Annotated in this window: 12 protein-coding genes and 1 pseudogene; 2 read left to right on the top strand and 11 right to left on the bottom strand. The window is 63.8% G+C overall.

The features are described 5' to 3' along the window. Positions 1-5: 5 nt before the first annotated feature. The 7 genes from QFZ27_RS09430 to QFZ27_RS09400 all read right to left on the bottom strand — a co-directional run bounded on the left by QFZ27_RS09430 (position 6) and on the right by QFZ27_RS09400 (position 10,033). Positions 6-3,731, bottom strand: coding sequence for a DUF6079 family protein (locus QFZ27_RS09430; protein WP_429225960.1), 3,726 nt, complete (start codon positions 3,729-3,731; stop codon positions 6-8). Between the two features lie 20 nt (positions 3,732-3,751). Next, on the bottom strand, positions 3,752-4,210 hold the full coding sequence (gene brxF, locus QFZ27_RS09425) for a BREX-3 system P-loop-containing protein BrxF (protein ID WP_429225958.1): 459 nt from the start codon (positions 4,208-4,210) through the stop codon (positions 3,752-3,754). Between the two features lie 616 nt (positions 4,211-4,826). After that, a complete protein-coding gene (locus tag QFZ27_RS09420) occupies positions 4,827-5,144 on the bottom strand; it encodes a hypothetical protein (RefSeq protein WP_429225956.1) in 318 nt (105 codons plus the stop codon). Beyond that, a complete protein-coding gene (locus QFZ27_RS09415) occupies positions 5,141-5,824 on the bottom strand; it encodes an AAA family ATPase (RefSeq protein ID WP_429225954.1) in 684 nt (227 codons plus the stop codon). The genes QFZ27_RS09420 and QFZ27_RS09415 overlap by 4 nt, the downstream gene beginning before the upstream one ends. A gap of 494 nt (positions 5,825-6,318) precedes the next feature. Further along, a complete protein-coding gene (locus tag QFZ27_RS09410) occupies positions 6,319-8,193 on the bottom strand; it encodes a ParB/RepB/Spo0J family partition protein (RefSeq protein ID WP_429225953.1) in 1,875 nt (624 codons plus the stop codon). Between the two features lie 119 nt (positions 8,194-8,312). Beyond that, positions 8,313-9,125 carry a DUF3560 domain-containing protein gene (locus tag QFZ27_RS09405; RefSeq protein WP_429225952.1) on the bottom strand — a complete coding sequence of 271 codons (813 nt, stop codon included), beginning with the start codon at positions 9,123-9,125 and terminating at the stop codon, positions 8,313-8,315. A gap of 53 nt (positions 9,126-9,178) precedes the next feature. Then, a complete protein-coding gene (locus QFZ27_RS09400) occupies positions 9,179-10,033 on the bottom strand; it encodes an LPD29 domain-containing protein (RefSeq protein ID WP_429225950.1) in 855 nt (284 codons plus the stop codon). 407 nt (positions 10,034-10,440) lie between these two features. Between QFZ27_RS09400 and QFZ27_RS09395 the strand changes: the two are divergent. Continuing rightward, a pseudogene (locus QFZ27_RS09395) lies at positions 10,441-11,561 on the top strand (IS110 family RNA-guided transposase). A gap of 401 nt (positions 11,562-11,962) precedes the next feature. On the opposite strand, the gene QFZ27_RS09390 reads toward QFZ27_RS09395, so the two are convergent. Beyond that, a complete protein-coding gene (locus tag QFZ27_RS09390; protein WP_429225948.1) occupies positions 11,963-13,654 on the bottom strand; it encodes a calcium-binding protein in 1,692 nt (563 codons plus the stop codon). Positions 13,655-14,313: 659 nt separating this feature from the next. Between QFZ27_RS09390 and QFZ27_RS09385 the strand changes: the two genes are divergently transcribed. Further along, positions 14,314-14,640 carry a hypothetical protein gene (locus QFZ27_RS09385; protein WP_429225947.1) on the top strand — a complete coding sequence of 109 codons (327 nt, stop codon included), beginning with the start codon at positions 14,314-14,316 and terminating at the stop codon, positions 14,638-14,640. Positions 14,641-15,347: 707 nt separating this feature from the next. Here the strand turns inward: QFZ27_RS09385 and QFZ27_RS09380 are convergent. The 3 genes from QFZ27_RS09380 to QFZ27_RS09370 form a co-directional block, all read right to left on the bottom strand. Continuing rightward, positions 15,348-15,806 (bottom strand): thermonuclease family protein, encoded by a 459-nt coding sequence (locus QFZ27_RS09380; protein WP_429225946.1) that lies wholly within the window; start codon positions 15,804-15,806, stop codon positions 15,348-15,350. Between the two features lie 41 nt (positions 15,807-15,847). Continuing rightward, positions 15,848-18,148: an ATP-dependent helicase gene (locus tag QFZ27_RS09375; protein WP_429225945.1), complete on the bottom strand. Its 2,301-nt coding sequence runs from the start codon at positions 18,146-18,148 to the stop codon at positions 15,848-15,850. Between the two features lie 338 nt (positions 18,149-18,486). After that, positions 18,487-18,825 (bottom strand): DUF6422 family protein, encoded by a 339-nt coding sequence (locus QFZ27_RS09370; RefSeq protein ID WP_429225944.1) that lies wholly within the window; start codon positions 18,823-18,825, stop codon positions 18,487-18,489. Positions 18,826-19,084 lie beyond the last annotated feature (259 nt).

Raw genomic sequence — 19,084 nt, 5'->3', positions numbered from 1 at the left:
GGCCGTCAATCCACCACGAAGCGGAGCTTGCTGATCTCCCGGCCCTTGCAGCGATCGTTGAGGAATGTCTCGAAGCGCCTGCGCAGGTCGTCCGGCGTCGCCGGTGAGCCGCCCTGAAGGAGGGCTGTCCTGATCTCCTCGCCGGTTACGCTGATCCTCTCGAGGCCTGACAGCGCTTCCTGAACAGCAGCGACGAACTCGGGCGTCACGATCTCCGGAAGAGTCTTCTTCTCCGCAAAGCCGGTCACGATCTCGCGCGATGACGCCCTCAAGAGCTCTAGGTTCGACTGGATGATTGGGTCTTCGAGGTTCTCGACCAGCGTCTGCACCCAGTTTTCAAGAAGCTTGTCGAGCTCCTTGTCGAGCTGCCTGAGGACGTTGGCGGCGGGCAGCAGGTCGCCCTGCTCGCTGGAAGGCCGGAACTGGCAGTGCGGGCAGACCGAACTGGCGGAAAGCTCCGACTCCACCAGAGAGGCACAGCTCTTCAGCTTGTCCAGCTTGTCGTCGAAGCTGGTCAGCTGGCTGGTCGGCATCAGCGAGATACCGGCCAGCGCACGCATCGCCACGAGCCGCGGATCCTTCCGCAGTGCCGCCTTCGTCTTGTCCTCGGCTACACCCAGGCGCGCCACGCTGTGCTGGCCGATATAGGCGGTGACGTAATCCTTCTTCAGCTGGGCGAGCGTCTGCCGATATTTGGCGCCGTGCTGAGCGGTCCGGTCCTTCGACAGCTTGTCGAAGACCTCTTTTCGCGCCGCCCCCGCTTGCTTCACCCACGGGTGGTCGGCTGAAAGCACCATCTCGGCTTGCGACAGGTAGCCCGCGGTGCCGCCCAGTTCGGCGACCAGGTCCAACAGCCGCTCGATGGCGACGAGTGTCTCGAGGTTCTTCTTCTGCGCCTCGATATCGTCCGGGCCGATGCGGAGATTCTTGAGCTTACCCACCGTGTTGTAGGGCGACAGGCTCTCGGTGAAAGTCTTCAAGCCATCCAGGCGACCGCGCCACTCACGGATCTCATCCTCGCGCAGCAGCGGCTGCCCCCAGAAGCTCAGCCGGTTCTGCATGTCCGTGGTGGCATGGAGCACACGCTTCACCAGCCCGCTCACAGCTTCGATCAGCTGCTTCACGGGCTCCTCGGAACCCTGGGTCGCCAGTTGCGCCAGCCCTGGCGAAAGCCCCAAGAGTTCGAACAGCGAGCGCAGGACGGCGACGTTGATCTCCTTGGGCGCCTCGACGTGCTTGAACTGCTTCAGCTCGTCCAGCGGCCGCTCGGCGAGCAACGTGACCTTGCCGGAGTCGATCTTGTCGCCCGTGATCGCCAAAACGATGTCGCCGGAATAGATGAGCCCGCCCAGCACGGTGACGAGCAGGTCCGGTTCCAGGTGAAACTTCGTGGGATGAAAGTACTCCACGTCTGTCGCGCCGCTCAGCAACTCGCTGCGGTTCAGGACCTGGCCGTGGCCCTTGGCCTTGAGACGGGACAGAACTTCCTGGGCGTAGCGCGAGCGGGAGGTATCGATACGATCGCCGTCCAGCATCTCCAGGGCGTCGAGGATGGCCACCGCGTCTTTGGTCCGCGTGCCGCCGGCCAGCGCCTTGAGCGCATTGCCCACGAGCTGCTTGCGGTTGGATTCGGTCACCAGCACCGAGAAGGTCGGATACTCCCGCGAGACATCGGCGAACTGGTTGTTGAGCGCCAGGCCGGAGATGACGTTCACGACATCGCGGAAATTGATCCGTTCCTCCGGCCCGAGACGGGCTTTATCGCGCAAGGAGATCCCCTTGGTCCATTCCTGCAGGGTCTTGGTCTTGCCCTGGTAGGTGACCTCATAAGCGCTCATCTGCTTTTCTTGCAGCCACTTGCTCATGTCGCGCAAAGCGTCCTTGGCTTTGTCCAGGTAAATGGACTTGGCGCCGCCGCTGGCGGTCGAAGCCAGATCCTGGGCGGCCGCATAGAAGGACAGGTGACGCTTGATGGCGTCGTCTAGACCCTTCAGCCGGAAGAATACTTCGTCAGGTTTGGACTCGTCGCGGAAGCGCGGCGGCTCGAACGGTTGGATGAAGTAGATGTAGAAATCACGCTCGGGCTGGGCCGTCGGCCGGTCGTTCGGAGCGCCGAAGAACAGGTAGCCGTTACGCTCGACACGACGGTCCTGCCACTCGACTTGATACTGCCAGATCTGGTGGCCGGTGACGTAGGCGGCCTCGTCCGTCTGCTCCATCAGCTGTCGGATTGCGCCGTAATAGGCGCGATCGAGCGCGTCGTCCGATAGGGCCTCGGCGCGCTTCTCGATCTGGGCGTCATAATCGACGTCCTTCTTCAGGTCGAGATAGTATTGCTCGGTATCCGGCGCCTTCGAAATGAACTGACCGTTCACGGTCTTGATCGTCTCGCGCAGGACGGTCTGCACGAGCGAGAGAAGATCAGTCGCGGGCTCGCCACCCATTTCCTCGATACCCGGCTGATAGAGGCACAACGCGTCGCGCAGTTCCTCCGCGGTCGGGCCGATCGGCACATAGATGTCGCCGCCCGTCGTCAACCGGTGGACAGACAGCCCGTTGATGATGCGTAGCGCCATCGGCCGGTACGCCGGACGCGTGAACGCCTTCTGCACGCGTTCGGCCAGGACGTCCGACACTTTTAGGACCGGGCCGATGTTCGGATCGGCGCGCAACACCGAGTTCGATGTCACTGTGTCCCAGAACTTGTCATAGCCGATCAGGCCAGGCCGGTCGGTCGGCACCTCATCATTGAGAATGGCCTGGATCTGGTCCCGCAGTGTCACTAGTGCGCCGCGCTTTTCGGTGAAGACCAGGCGCTCGAACGTGCCGATATAGTCGGGATGGACCGGGAAGAGCCGGACGTATTCGTCCATCCGCTCATTCATAGAGTCATAGAACTTGGCGAACGGTATGAGGTAGCTCCGGATCCTATGCTGCTGATCGGCAGACTTCTTGAGCAGCCTCTCGGCGACCACGAAGCTGACGTCCTGCCGCGCCAGCAGCACCTGGGTGAAGCGATCCTTCACCCGACGCAAGCTGTCGGCCACGTGCTGGAAACGGCTGCTGTCGAAGACCGCTTCCTGAACGCCGGCGACGAAACGGAAGCGAAGATGCTTCGATACTTCGCCGATTTCGCGCAGGAACGAGAGATCCGAAACCAGCTCAAGATCCCTGCGCGACCGGAGATAGTCCAGGAACTCATCGACGACGAGCAAGATGCCCTCGTTCGGGTGAACCTCGGCGAATGCGGCCATCATTCCCTCGAAAGCGGCCTTGTTGTTGACCACCTTGTCGGCCTGCGGGAAGCTGAAGGTGACACCGTGCTTCTCGAGGAAGTGTTCCAGTTCCTGCGTGACGATGTCTCGTAGCGACATCTGGCTTGAGATCTCGACGCGGTGGACTTTGAACTTGCCGGCGATCGCCGCTGCGGCTTCTGCGACCTTGGGATGGCGGATCATCGATGCGTAGGCGGCGTCCTCGGCCACCAGCGAGAGCACCGACATCAAGTGTGATTTACCGGTTCCGTAGTTGCCGACGATCAGCACGCCCTTGTGGTCGACCGACTCGTCGAAGGACAGCTGCGGGATGATCTGCTTACCGATCCGCTCGGCCATATCGTCGGAGATGACGTAGGTCCCGACGAACTTCTTGGCCTCCTCCGGACGGTTCGCGTCCAAAAGCTGGATTACCGATTCGATCGGCTCAAACTGAATGAGATCGCTGTAACGCATCGAAAGCTCACCTTGCCCCATCAATTGGTTTTGAACGGGACCAGGCCGTCAATGCCGTAGTCCTGATATTCTGGATGCCCCATGGTCGCGTACGTGAGCCGATTATCGCTGAATCCCCCGGGCCAAACCGCCACGACCCTGCGCACGTGCGCCTGGCGCTTCAGCAAATCGAGCGGGTTGAGCAGCAGGGACCGATCGAATAGCAGCTCGATATTGTCGAGCAAGACGATCCCTTCGGCGGCGTGAACGTCCGCCACCTCCTTGAACAGACGGCTCGCCCCGGCGTGACGGCGTGGGCCCGGAACCTCCAGCAGAAGACGCCCCAGGACTGCGCCGACGTTGACCACGCCCATGTGCCGCCCCTTTGCCAGCGCATTCAGCAACCGGGTCTTTCCTGATCGAGGTTGGCCCACCACCAGCACGAGCTTGCTGTTCAGGTCGCCGACTTCATCAACCAGGAAGTTAAGTCTTTCAAGCACGCACCACCCCCTGCCCGCTCGCGTCAACGCGAATCGAGACGCACTCAATGCGTCTAGAGACTAGTGGCGCAACTTTGCCAATTGCACACGCATCTGGGCCTATAAAATTCGTGGTCAGCATCAAAGGGCTTTACGACAAGGCCTCCCCTCCGTAGCCACGAAGGGGCTCTGGGACGTATACAGCCTGCCATCAATACCATGCGGTTAGAGCAAAGTCCTCGACATCGGCAGCCCGCCATCGCCGAGTGGGGCTTGGTCAGACTGAATTGGCGTTAGGTCGTCGCGACCCCACAAAATCGTGGGAGAATCCGCCGCTTGCCGTGCCGATTAGCGTGGAGACCCATACCGATTCACATGCAAGATTCGTGAGAGGCTAGGCTCGCAGGGGGCGTCCGCCGGTCGCTGATGGGGCGAACCCGTCCGATCATGGAAGGTCCGCTTTCGAGGCTCACTGGGTCGACGCAAAAGTCCGGTCCAGAGCGGTCTGGAGGGACGCGAAGGTCGGCAATGGGGACGGACCTGCCCTTACGCGAAGATCGGCTTTAGGGCCGGGGATCGACGGGTGTATCCGGCTCAAGGGCGCCATGATAGCCAGGGTTTCTCCCTGGGGGCTCGCTCAGTATGTCCGACGCCGGTCCACCAGATCGTCCTCGTCCACCGGCGCACCCTTGTCCTTCAACGCTTTCAAGATGACAGCTCTGACCGTCACGTCGCGACGGTGAGCCTCTTCCCTCAGCCAGGCGCGCAGTTCCTCCGTGATGTCGATAGGCTGCCGCACCAGCCTTCGCCCTCGACGGGATACCGACGCCGACGAGCGCGACACGAACCCCTCTTCGCGTGCGATCGCCGCGGCCAGCGCCGGTTTCGCCGCCCCAACCGGTGCCTTCGGCTCAAACTGGTCGAGGTCGAGGCCCGCCCGTTTGCGGTCGGTCATGCGATTTGCTCATGCTGAACCTTCAGGTGCTCGACGACCGCCGCGGCCACGGCCTCGGCATTCTCGATCGCTGCGTCGGGATTCGACACGTCCGACGGCTCGAGGTCATAGATCGTGCCGCCGATCTGCATGATCGCGCGGAAGGCTGCTCGCTCGACCATCTCGGCTCGCAGGACGGGGATTTCCGCACCCCGCAACGTGTTGGCGATGTGTTTGAAGTCCCGGCCGCGCAGAACCGTCGTGCAGGTGAAAAGCACTGCATAGGGAATGTTTCGGCGGTAAGCCTGCGCCTGACGATTGATGATCTTAATGACGCGGGCGCCCTGGTCGGCATCGAGCTGAGAGCCGCGCATCGGGATGAGAACCAGGTCGGCCCGCCCAATGGCATAGGAGACGGCCACATTGGCCGTGCCCTCAAGGTCGACAATCACGAATGGGTCTCGAGCCGCGGCTGTGTCGATATGGTCGAGGATGGTCTCCTCCGTGACGCCCGGCACGACCCGGAGGTTTGCCGGCACCCGATCCGGATCGCGATCAGCCCAGCTCGCGAGAGGCTGGTTAGGGTCGGCATCCATCAGCGTGACGTTCGCGCCCTGGGCAGCGAACACCTGGGCGAGGACGAGGGCGGACGTGGACTTACCTACGCCGCCCTTCGAATTCGCGAAGACGATTACGGGCATCCTATTCTCCCCCCGTGTGTATCCATGGCTGATATCCTCCTGGACGCACGCGACCCCGTGTGAGCGGCGCCTCACGGCGCGCCACACCTCCCTCTTCAGAACTTCAGACTTGCACATGTCCATCTATCCATGTGGACATAAGAACATGTCCATTTCATCATGTCCATATAGACAAGTCCACTCCAGTATCTACTCAGATGATTGGAGCGCCGCTATCGGCTCCGCGCGGCGCTCGCTCCAAGCCCTGCCCTCGCCTGCGAAAGGGGATCCTGATCGACCAGCCGCCGCAGGATCTCCTCAGGGCCGCTGCAGAGCGCAGGCTATAGGTTGCGCGCCGCGGGAGCGGGTGATAGCCGCACGTCTTCCCTCTGACTGGCTCGGTCGACGATGGCGGCCGAGCCAAGCCACCGCGGGCCGGCGAACCGCGTGATCTGCTCGCATTCAGGCAACTGGTGGAGGTGGCCGGCCGCACCGGCCACTCCCAGCAGCTACGGTCAGGCAGCGCTGGCGGACTTCGGCCGCAGGTAGGCTGGCAGCCAGCGCATGCCGGCGACTAACCTTTCCGCCTCGACTGCCGCGGAGCCCTTCTTCAGAGGGCCAAGGGCCTGCACCTCCAGGTCCTGCGCGCCGCGCGCGTCCCGGGCCGCCTCCACGATCAACGCCTTGCTGACCCGCCCGAAATACCCTCCAGCTGTCGCCGTCCACCAATCGCCCATGTCGAGGCCGAGTGCAGCGCCCAGCTTGTCGCCGTGGCGGTGAGTTCCGCTCGGCTTCGCGCCGCCAGCCTTCACGATCACGTCAACGGTCGAAGCGGCGCAGAAGGCGAGGAGGGAGAGGAGAGTATCGCTGTCCTGCTCCTGGATCCAGCCCCACAGGTCCGCGGTGCTCGCCGGCAGCCGCTTGCGCCATTCCTCCCGACGCTGGACGAAAGCCGTCCAGGCCCTGGCGTTCTCCATGCCGGCGGCGCTGGACTTGATCGCCCAGTGGGAGTCGGTGCCACTGATGTGGCACGCCGATACGTCATGGCCTCCGAAGTCGTAGACCACCCGGGCGGTGAGCGCATGAACGACGGCGCGCAGGCCGATGTCGGGCCGGTCCATCAGCATAGTGCGCAGGGCAGCCGAACGATGAGCCGACAGGTCCTCGACCAGCTTCGCGGATAGGCCCTGCGTCTCCTGGTCGACCTCGTCCTCGGTCGAGGGGCCGAGTCGCGGGTTGTCCTGAATGGTGGCGAGCTTCCGCTTGTCCTCGGGCCTGACGTAGCCCTTTTCCAGGCGCAAGCCGCCATTGTGGTCGATGCCGACGAAGACGCCGGCGATTGCCATTTCCTCGGGCTTGAAGGATCGGGTCGTGCCGCTCAGGGCCTCGACGCGACCATCGATCTCCTGGAGCCGCGCAGCGATGTCGTCCGGCGGCTCGTCGCCGTGGTCAAGCTCGATCTGCTCCGCCTCCTGCTGCAGCGCCTCCAATTTGGCGCTTTCCTCACCCGATCGAGCAACCGGAACTAGATAGATGCGCCCGTAGCGCGACATCCCCCCATAGTCGAAATGATCGACCGGTTCGACCCAGCACCAGCCCTCAGCGCGCACGGCATCCACGGCCTCGTCCAGCTTTGCGCGGGCAAGTTGCTGCAGCAGCTCGGCATCGGTCAGGTACTGGTCGTCACCGAACAGGTCGCGCACAATGGCACCGCCGGCCTTCTTGTACGCCTTGACGCCGACGAACTGCGCGATGCGGTCATGCTTCACATGCGCCTGCCCCTTGGTGATCGACACCCTGAGATGCTGGGGATTGCGGTCCCACTCGTGCCGGGCCGCCTTCCACACCTCTTCCTGCAGCGCATGGTCGTCGGTGATCGCCAGCGCGATCAGCTGCTCTTGAGTCGCCTGCCCGTTGCGTGCCGCCTCGATCAGGACCGGCGACACGTTCGCCAGCTTCATCCGTCGGGCGACAACGGTCGGGGACACGCCGAACCGTGCAGCGACATCCTCGATACTGTCGCCAGCCTCGACCAGAAGCCTGAAGGCTTCGAACTGGTCCAGCCAGTGCATCGCCTCGCGAAGCGCGTTCTCCGCGAGCGACAGGCGCTCCGCTTCCTCGGGCGATCGCACCCGGCACGGCAGGGGGGCGGTGGCGGCCTTACGGCCGGTCTCGACCAGCTTGCCGAAGGCGAGCCGGCGGCGTTCGCCGGCGATCACCTCGAACCTGCCTTTCTTGGCGGGGATGACCAGCAGGTTTTGCAGCACCCCCTCGACCGCGATGTTCTCGGCCAGGTCGTCCACGTTCTTCCCGCCCGTCTTGCGGACGTTGCGGGCGGAGGGGATTAGCTTGTTGAAGGGAATGAGCACTTCATCGGTTGTGTCGATCATGGCTTCGCCTTTGGGTGATGAGAGTGTTGGCTTTGCTTGGCTTTATGACTTCGTCTGCGACATGTTCATTTGGACATGTCCATTTACCCGCACGGCGCGAGACGCCTTATCCGCCTGGATCACTGCTCCTGGTTGATCGGCTCCAACAGGCTGGCCGGCGGAGGGAAAGGCACGCCGAACACCCGACACGCATCCCAAAGGGCATTAACTGAAAGGTGCCGCTGCCATGCGCCCTCGGACGGCGCCCAACGGAAGCCGCAGCCCTTCAACGCCCGGCGCATGCCCTCGTCTGGTTTGCCGGGCGTCAGGATCTGAACCCGGTTCGCCTCGACGTTCCAGATCATCCGCGTCCCGTCTTCAAGGGCGTAGGTTCGGCTCGTCTGCTGGTGCTGACGCTCCAGCCGCTCGATGCGCGCTCGGATGCGCCGGATCTCGGCACCGGTATTCGTGAAGACGTAGCGCGGGAAGCCGATGCGGCCCGCAAAATCGGGTTCCCGAAGCTTGATGATCTGCGCTTCTGTGAAGCCCAGCGCTACCAGCGCATCGTGATCGTCGCGCCGGATGGCCGCATTGGCGCTCTTCATCCGCGCAACATCCCCCTCCAGCTTCGCCAGCTTGGCTTTCAGCTTGGCGATCGCCTCCGGATCGTCCGAAGAAACTCCCGCCGTCCCCACGGCGGCCGCTCGCTGCTGCAGGGTCTCGGCTTGCTTCGTGGCCTCCACTCCCTTCCCGATGCCATTGCGGATCCGTTTCAGGTCCGCGCGGTGCCGCCCCTCGGAGTGGTGCCCAATGAGGATGGGCTGGCCGAAGGGGATCATCGACGCGATGGCGTCGGCCCGCTTGAAATGACTCCCAGCCTCGGCCTGGGCCTTCTCGGCGCGTTCCATCAGGCGCGCGCGCCGAGCCTCAAGCTTCGCTTCATAGCGATTCATGATGTCCTCTCTCGATCGATGGGAAGGGAGAGGCCGCGCCTCTCCCCTGGACGTCAGCCGGTCAGGCCGGCGGCGTGCTTGCGGATCAGGCTCTCGAGGTTGTGGGCGCCGGGCGCGTCCACGTCCCAGAGTTTGCCGGCTGCGAAGTCCTCGGCGGTCGGCATGCCGATGCCAATGTCGCCGAGCTGCGCCATCACCTCGGCGATCGCGCGGGCGATGAGTGTTGCGCTTTGATAGCGGGTGAGATTGAGCCACTTCGTGCCGCCGAACACGACGTGCCACGGGGTCTTTTCTGACACGTAGAGGTCCTGCATCCCGTCAAAGCTGCCGGCACGGAAGCAGTCGATCTGCGCGCGCACCTGGTCCTCGGTCGGTCCGTCCTCCCACTGGACCGAAACCGATCCCCACGACCGCTTTTGAACCGAGAACCGGACCCCCGGAAACTCGCGCTTCAGGATGACCCGAATGTTCTTGCCGGCGAGAAGCCCGCTCGACTCGTCCTCTCCCTGGGTCAGGTGCCCATTCGCAGGGTCAGCCTTCAGCCGGTCTCGCTCGGTCTCGAAGGCGATCCTGGCGCGCTCGGCCTCGGCCTCCTTCTCCGCCCGGTGCCGCTGGTGAGCGTCGAGCAGACGGGAAATCTCCTCCTCGTCCGCCAGCCCCTCCAGGATGTGCCACTGAACGCCATCGACGATGGTTTCCGGCACCCCCTGGGAGAAGTGGCCATTGAGGAACACCACGTCGTAGAGGTGCCGGCCCGTCGACCGCACCCGCTCCAAGCCGGGCAGGCCGATCACATAGGTGTTGCCCACATTGGGATCTTCCCGAACCGCAGTCACCACGCCTTCGCCGGCATGGGCCAGGATGCAGTGAACCCGCGTTCCGCGCTGGATTTTCGCCGTCTCGTCCATGTCCTTTTTCCTCGTCGTTTGCGCTTCGGTCCGCGCATGCGGCCGAAGGACGCCGCCGGCGAGGCGGGTATCAGGTTGGCAAGCGGGATCGGGGGGAGGGGGATCACCCGGGATTTCTGGCTGGCGAAGCGCCAGAAATTTTGGGGACACCCCCCGATCGCGCTTACCGACCGAAACCGGAACAGGTTTCTCGGCCCGCGTCCGCGGGCTTGTGGGTCTCGGCTCGGTCGCCAACGGCGGCCGAGCTGACATGAGGATCCCGGCCCGGGTGAGTATAGCGACGGCGCAGCCGGCACCCGGGACGAGCGCCGCGCGAGACCGGTCGGAAAGAGGCCTCTCTGGGCGGTTGAGGATGCCGACGGCGAAGCCGGCAACCGACCAGTGTGGCCCCGTCCGGGCCGCTCCGCATGAACACGAGAGATGGGGCAATCGGCCGTTCGCCAATCGCCAGTAGGCTCTGCGGACGTCACCTTCAAAGGGAGCGAGACATGTCCAAGGTCGTCGGCCTCGATATCTCTCTGCAAAAGACCGCTATTTGCGTGCTCGAGCGCAACGGTGAGTTGGTCTGGCAAGGCAAGGTAGACAGTGATCCTGGGTCGTTGATCGAGCGACTTCGACCGTGGCAGGGGGAGATCGATCTGGTCGGTCTCGAGGCCTGCCCACTCTCGGAATGGCTGCATCGCGAGTTGGTCGCCGCCGGGTTCGAAGCCATCTGCATCGAGACCCGCCATGCCCAGCGCTTCCTGTCGACAAGGTCGGTCAAGACCGATCGCAACGACGCCCGCGGAATCGCGGAGATGATGCGCATCGGGCACTACCGCCCGGTGCACGTGAAGTCGCCAGACGCACAGCTGACGCGCACCATCCTGCAGGCGCGCCGCCAGATCGTAGCAAGCCTTCTCCAGGTCCAGGGCACCATCCGCGGGCTGTTGAAGACCCACGGCATCAAGATGGGACGAACTCAGCGGCAGCAGTTCAGTAAGCGGGTTCGAGACCTGGTTTCCGAGATGCCGTCCCTGGCAATCGCGTTCGGGCCCCTCCTGCGGGTATTGGAGCGGCTGCTAGAGGAGCGCCACGAACTCGACCTGCTATTGGCCAGGGCAGCTCGCCAGGATGATGTCTGCCTGCGGCTCATGACCATCCCCGGCGTCGGTCCGATCACCAGCCTGGCCTATCGAGCAACGTTGGACGATCCGGCGCGCTTCGCTTCGTCCAAGGCTGTCGGCGCCCACATCGGCCTGACACCAGGGTTTATCAATCCGGAGAGATCGATCGATCCGGACAGATCAGCAAAGCCGGCGACAAGATCCTGCGGCACTTGCTCTATGAAGCGGCGTCGGCACTGATGAAGCGCACGGCCCAGCATTCAACCCTCCGGGCATGGGGTATCGCGATCGCACGTCGCCGCGGCGCCAAGCGAGCCCGGGTCGCAGTGGCCCGCAAGCTTGCCGTGATCATGCACCGCATCTGGGTCTCCGGGGGACGGTTCGAGCCGGAGGTGGGAAGCAAGGTGCCGGCCAGCGCATAGCTAGGCCGACACTCCCTCCCGCCTCACCGACCGCATCCTGGACGACGGGAGCGGCCAGTCCGCCACGATCTTTGCGAGCTTCCCTCCGAGGCACTCGCGCGCAGAGAGCTTGGACGGCCGAACCCTCGAATCCCCATCCTGGGGCGGCGATGCCGACCCCGTACAGAAGCGCGATTCAGGCGGTGGTCCAGCGATGCTTCCAACCGACAGTCTCGTCGGACCGCATTGCCATGCCTGAAGCGTCAGCGGTGAACACAGGCCGTCGCGCATGCGCCGGAGAGCGGACATGACCGGACGCGACCCGAAGCCGACTTTCGACCATCAGGCAGCCGAACGAGCACTTTGTCGCCATACCTGCCACGAACTGCAGATCCCGGTGCTTTCTCCGTACGGTGGGCGCCTCATACGAAAAATATGTCCACACCCACGGTTAGGGACTGTACGCCAGAAATTATGAGCGTGTTGCCTCCTCCGAAATCGAGAAGCAAGCCGGCGGGGGTCAGCTTCACGTTGGTGTCGGCGTCGGTGATGAGGTTGTCATCGGGCGAATTGTCGACCCACGCCTCCGTGGCGGCCGGGTTCACACTGGATATGTAGATGCTGTCAGTCCCAGAGTTAAAATCGAGGATAAAATCGTTGTTGCCACCGATGCCAGGCTCGATAGCGAACAAGAACTGATCAGCGCCATTACCGCCTTGGAGCCGATCGTTACCGCCCCCTCCGCGGATATCATCACTGCCCTCGCCGCCGCTGAGAACATCATTGCCGGAATCGCCGGACAGAAAGTCGTCGCCGCTTTCGCCGCGAAGTTCGTCATTGTCGGCGCCGCCGACGAGAATATCCTCGTCGCCGCCGCCATAAAGTTGATCATCGCCGACATCACCGACAATGCTATCGTTGCCGTTGCCGCCCCCGAGTAGATCCTCGTTGAGACCTCCATCTATCGCATCATTTCCGTCGCCGCCGAAAATCTGGTCGTCGCCGCCTTCGCCGAACATAAATGTGTCGTCTCCATCGCCTCCAAGGAGCTGATCATTGCCGGCGCCTCCAAAGATCTGAATGTCGTTGCCACTGCCGCATAAGATCAGATCGTCGCCGTCACCGCCGGATAGCCGATCCTCGCCATTGTCGCCGAAAAGACGATCATTGCCGGTATCGCCGAACAGCCTGTCGTTGTCATCGCCACCGCTGAGCTCATCGTTCCCGGCGCCGCCCAAGAGGCGATCATCGCGGGCTTCGCCGCGAAGTTCATCGTCGCCCTCATCACCGAACAGATCATCGTTACCGTCGCCGCCGCCAAGTTCATCGTCGCCCTCGTTACCGAGCAGGTCATCGTCACCATCGCCGCCGGTAAGTTCATCGGTTCCGGCGTGACCGAACAGGACATCGTTGCCGGCTTCGCCGTGAAGGACGTCATTGCCGTCTTCACCGAACAGCGCGTCGTCGCCCTCCTCACCGAACAGCCGGTCGTCGCCAGCCCCTCCAAACATGCGGTCGCCGGCAGTGCCACCGCTGAGCACATCATTGCCGGAACCGCCGTCGAGGAAGTCGTCGCGGTCTCCGCCGCGGAGATCATCGTTGCCATCGCCGCCGAAGAGCCTGTCGCTGCCGTTGCCGCCACTGAGCTCATCGTTGCCGGAATCCCCCGAAACCTCATCGTTGCCATCGCCACCGTCAAGCAAATCGTTCTCGCGTCCCCCACTGATGAGATCCCCATCGGCGCCGCCGAAAACCAGATCGTTGCCGTCCCCGCCGTTTAGCGTGTCGAAGCCATTGTCACCGAATAGCCGATCATTGCCGGAATCGCCGTCAATAACGTCATTTCCATCGCCACCGCTGAGCCGATCGTTGCCTGCACCGCCGTGGAGTTCGTCATTCTCAGCCTCGCCAGAGAGGTCGTCATTGCCGGCTTCGCCGAGAAGATTATCGGTGCCATCGCCGCCGGCGATTTCGTCGTCGCCAGAACCCCCCAGGACGGCGTCGTCCCCAGCGCCGCCAAGGACGATATCGTTCCCAGCCAGCGCAAAGATGAGGTCGCCGTCTGGCGTGCCTGTAAGGATATCAGCACCGTTGGTCCCAGTAATAATGGGCATGACTTCCTCCCTTGGTAAATGAGAGCGCGTTAACAGTCTTCGTGCGGCGTTTCGCTGAGCTTCAGCCGATGAACCTCTGTCCAGGACTACAAGTGATACCGCTCACACAACACACGGGAATACGTCCTCTCAGGCGTCCATCATGCGCGCCGTTGGACGGGTCATCGCACGATCCGCACTTCGACGCGTGCGTTTGGTTTCAGAGGAGCTGCGGGCTCTAAGAATGATCCACGGAAACGCCGCCTATTCTTGCGGCAAAAGTCCACCTCATCGAATGCATCCGAACGCCTTACTATAGCTGTATTCAGCAGACTCGCAACCGAACCCGGCTTTTTCCTGCACCATCAATTCGGAGGTCATCTGAATGGATGATCTGAACTGGTATGCGAGGCACAGACAGCCCCGCGAACACGCTCGCTGGCGCTGCTGGTCCCAGTCTGCGGTTGCTGCTCCATCGGCGATGGCGGCACAAGTGAATTGCGACCGCGTGGCGACTACCCGTTTCCAGCTATGGGCTGAAGGTCCGCAATCCGCCCTTCCCGGTCGGCCAGGCCGATTGGCGCTCGCCCGAAACCGGCCACGGCGCTCGACTCCGTGGAGCGGACCTGACTGGACGCGACCCATTGCCGACACCGCCGCTTTTGATAGGCTAGGCATGCATGATCGTCAAAGCCCCAGCACCCTTCAGCATCGTTATGATCGGCCCAGAAGGTCCGTACGAGCTGAAGTTCCGCCCCTATGCGACCGACCCCTGGGAGGGCGAAATCGACGTCGTGATCGCCGGAGAGGCCACGACTTGGTCGGTTGAGAAGGTCTTCCGAGAGGATGAGGGGCTGGCACTGGGGGGAATGGCCGGCGCAAACGTTTGGAAGACTTCCTATTGGTTCATGCTGTGGCCGGATGCCCGTCCTCCAAGGATCGAGTACTGGGGAGAGGGTGTCATCTGGCGTACCGACATCGCCGTTGAAGCCGACAAGTCGAGCTGACGCCGAGCCGGGCTGCTGGTCCGCTAACAGCCCCTTCTCGGCCGGCCAGGCGACTGAGGGGTGCCCGGAAGCGGCCGTCGTCCTCGGTGCAATGAAGGGGATCTGACCCGGTTCGACCCAAGGGGCCCTGTCCGCTTTCGGGCAAGGATGGATCGCCGGAAATGTCCGCTTCGGGGGGGCAGAAGGGCCAGCGATCGTCCGCCACGAGCCGAATTCCGCCCGTCGGCGTTCGCCCAGGCGAATGCCGCGACTCCATCGTCGACGCCCCCTTGACGGTGCTCATCCGATTACAGAAGGGATCGTCACCCGCAGGGCCGAGACGCCGATCGGCGGCTCGGTGCAGCTCGGCGCCCCAGGCGCCTAGCGCAATAGAGCCCGGTCGACGGCTCCGCCGGCGGCTCGCCCATCCACGGTTTCCGCGGTCCGGCCAGCGGCTGCGGTGTCGGCGAGCTTGGCGCCGAACCGCCGTTTCATGTGCGCGAGCCGCAGCATGCAGCGGCCTTCTGAATTTCGGTTGTCGTTGGCGGGGTGCCCAATCGGAATCATGGCATTACTAAAAAATGGGGGCGAGATGTACCGCCAGATTGGCATCCGAACCGAAAATCCTCCAGCGAAAAGCCCGGCTACCGAGGCGGCAACCAAGGCGTGCGGCCGCGACGCACAAGAAGCCGGCCCGGGCAGGCGGCTCGAAGAATTGCCGCGAAGGATCAGCGCGGGTGGTCCCGGCGGAATCGGGCCGGCGCCTCGCACGTCCGGCGACCGGACGACACGCCTCGCCCCGCCTGCTCGGCCTCCTGCTGCGCCGGCAGATAGGCGTCCTGGCTGTACCGCGGCAGAGCCCAGGCCCAGCCGGACCGCACCATCGCATCTGCAATGCTCTGCGATCCGGCCCAGCACTCCGCGACCGTCCGGCCGTACCGGTCGGTGTCCCGCTTCCGGCACCGGAGTTCGCCCTCCGCCAAAATCGAATGCAGCTGCTCGATCGCTTCCTTCCCGATCGGACGTTCGACGCCGTCAATCCGGCAGGTCTGGCGCCGTTCCGGAGCATCGATGCCCCATATGCGAACGCGCGCACCATCGATGCGGATGGTGTCGCCGTCGATCTCCTGCACAGCCGCGAGCGCGGGCGAAGCCACCAGGAGCATGAACGCGAAGAGAAGTCGCATGGCAGAGCGTCCGAGTTCCGACATCCGGGAGATTCCGCCAGCTAGCCCCACATCGCGCGGAGCTTCGCGCCGACGTCGACACGCGTCCGGACGGCGGTCGCGCCGGCTCCGGACGCAGCGGTCGCGCTCGACCAGGTCGTCGCCTCGAAATGCCGGAGCAGCGCGTTCGGGATGAACCGGGTCCGCGGCGCGTAGACATGGCGGTCCCCAGCCCGCGCCTGCTGGTGGGTGTAGAAGCGGTGCGGCACGATCAGGTGGAGGTCGTTCTTGGCCCGCGTCATGGCGACGTAGAGCAGCCGGCGCTCCTCCTCGATCTCCTCGGTCGTGCCGGTGCCGAGGTCGGAGGGGATGCAGCCGTCGACCGCGTTGAGGAGGTGGACCGACCGCCACTCCTGCCCCTTGGCAGAATGAATGGTGGAAAGGATCACGTAGTCGTCGTCGCGCAGCGGCGGCCCGGACAGGTCGCCAGTCGCCTCCGGCGGATCGAGGGTGAGATCCGTCAGGAAGTCCGAGCGGCTGGCGCTGCCGGCGGCGATCTGCGCGAGCTGGACCAGATCGGCCATGCGGATCTCGGCGTCCTCGTGCCGTCGCTCGAGGTGGGGCGCGTACCAGCGCTGCACCGCCTCGATCTCGGCCGGCCAGGGAGTCTCGCGCCTGCGCAGATCGCTCATCAGCGTTACGAGGTCCAGCCAAGCCGCTGCCGCGGCGGCCGGCGGCTTCACGTCGGCCAGGGCATCGAACGGCACCGCCGCCTCCGCCATGCGATCGAGAACCCGCCCCGAATGTGCCGGCCCGATCCCCGGCAGCAGCTGCAGCACCCTGAAGCCGGCGATGCGGTCGCGCGGATTCTCGGCCCAGCGCAAGGTCGACAGCACATCCTTGATATGCGCCGCGTCCAGGAACTTGAGGCCGCCGAACTTGATGTAGGGGATGTTCCGCCGAACCAGTTCGACTTCGAGATGGCTCGAATGATGCGAGGTGCGGAAGAGAATGGCTTGCTGCTTCAGCGGCGTGCCGGTTTCCCGCTCCTCCAGCACGCGATCGGCGACATAGCGGGCCTGCTCCACCTCGTCTCTGACGCTGACCAGCCGCGGTCGCTGCTCTGACGGCCGGTCCGACCAGAGCTCCTTGGCGTAGCGCTCCGGCGCGAGGGCGATCACCGCGTTGGCGGCGGCGAGGATCGGTTTGCTGGAACGGTAGTTGCGCGCCAGGGTCAGGATCTTGGCCGGCGGCGAAAAGCAGCTGGGAAAGTCGAGAATGTTGCGCACCGTTGCCGCCCGAAAGCCGTAGATCGCCTGGGCGTCGTCGCCGACCACGGTCAGGCCGCGGCCGTCCGGCTTCAGCGCCAGGAGGATCGAGGCCTGCAGGCGGTTGGTGTCCTGGTATTCATCGATCAGCACATGGCCGAAGCGCGACGCGATATCGGCGGCGATCTCGGGCTCGAGCATGGCCTGGTGCCAGTAGAGCAGCAGGTCGTCATAGTCCAAGGTCATCTGCCGCTGCTTCGCCTCGACGTAGGTTGCGAATAGCCGGCGCAGCTCGTCTGCCCAATCGGCGCACCACGGGAAGGTCTCCTTCAACACGTCGGCCAGCGGCTGCTGCGCGTTGACGATCCGGGAATAGATCGCGAAGCAGGTCGCCTTGGTCGGGAACCGGTTCCTCGTCGCCGAAAGGCCGAGCTCGTGCCGGGCCAGATTCATGAGGTCCGCCGCGTCCTCCCGGTCCAGGATGGAGAACGACGCGTCGAGCCCGATCTGGTCGGCGTACTCGCGCAGCAGCCGGGCGCCGACGGCGTGGAAGGTGCCAGCCCAGTCCAGGGCCGCGGCTGCACTGTCGGGCGCAAGGCCGAGCGCGCGGGCGCCGATCCGCTGCACGCGCCTGGTCAGCTCGGCGGCGGCGCGACGGGAGAACGTCAGGAGCAGGATTCGCCGCGGATCGGCACCGGTCTCGATCAGCCGCACGACCCGGTGCGCGAGGGTATTGGTCTTGCCGGATCCGGCGCCGGCGATCACCAGCAGCGGGCCGCCCTCCTCGCTCTTCCCAATGCCGAACTCGGTCGCTGAGCGCTGCTCCGGGTTCAGCGCGTCCAGATACGATGATTCAGGGATCGACTCGGCGGAGTTCATGCGGAGAGTCAGCATCATTCCCGGTTCGTTCGCAACGTCACGATTGAGTGAGCTGGACTGAACGACGGGAGCGGCGACGCGGATCGACCTGGCCTGCCGGGGCAGCCATCCGGTCATCAGGGTTGGATCAGGGATGAGCATGCCAGCAACTGCCCCGATCACCGGAGACTGGCGGCCAGCACACAAAACGTCATGACCTCGGCAGCCCGGATCCATTGCTGGCGGCCGTGGTGGGGACGTTGTACTCGGGTCGGGGCGGCAGCCGCAGTCTACTATGGGAGCGACACAGGAGGTTGCAGCTGGGGGAACCTTCCGTAGAAGATGGGTTGTCGCAATCCCAAACCCACGAACATCCGCGCGTCCTATTTGCGCGGAAGTCTTCCTCTCGCGGGTGCTCCTTTAGCGTTTTCACGAGACCAGCCACGATATCCGCGTACTCTTCTGGAATTTCCATCTCTACAACTCGTGCTTTCGACTCCTGCGCCAGAGATTCTCCGGCGCCCAAGGTCATGGCCAGGGCGAGCATCCAGAATGTGGCGTGCTTCCGAATTGTCTCATGTCTCCACGTGTTCCGAAGGCAGGTGACCGCAACGTGCCGTTGGCCATCCTGAGCCCGTGCCTGTGTCAGGACCTGTGGCGTCCGCGTACCTCGTCCTGCAGGGCCCGCCATCGCCCGTATAATTGCGACACCCGCAACGATGGTCCTGCGGGGGAGGCGGAAGCGTCACCCCGCACGGACTTCCCCACCAACCACTGTCCGGCGGTTGCATCCCTGCTCGAGCCAGCAGGGCAGCTGCCTCGTTCCGTGCGTTGATGATCAACATGGCAGCTTGCTCGATGGCGTCCGCCTGCTCTGCGGTGCGTTCGTCCTTCGATGGCAGATCGACTGACATTTCGCATACTCCATTAAATACTTCATTCAAAACAACCAAAGACTACCATATCTCAGTGTCTGTGCGGAATCGTCTTGGATCATTTGAATCGGATGTGATTCGAAGTGGTGGCTGACATCCATAGCCGAGGAAGCGTGTGATGAACACACCACGCCCACTGCGATAGGAGTATAGCCGTCCGCGCGGTGTGCCATGGTTGAGTGGGCGCATTGGCTGACGCCCTATCTGGTTGCGGATATCCGGTTCAGGGCTGCGAGAT

The organism is Inquilinus ginsengisoli (assembly GCF_050434925.1).
Taxonomy (GTDB): Bacteria; Pseudomonadota; Alphaproteobacteria; order DSM-16000; family Inquilinaceae; genus Inquilinus; species Inquilinus ginsengisoli_B.
This window is presented reverse-complemented; position numbering and strand designations above follow the sequence as displayed.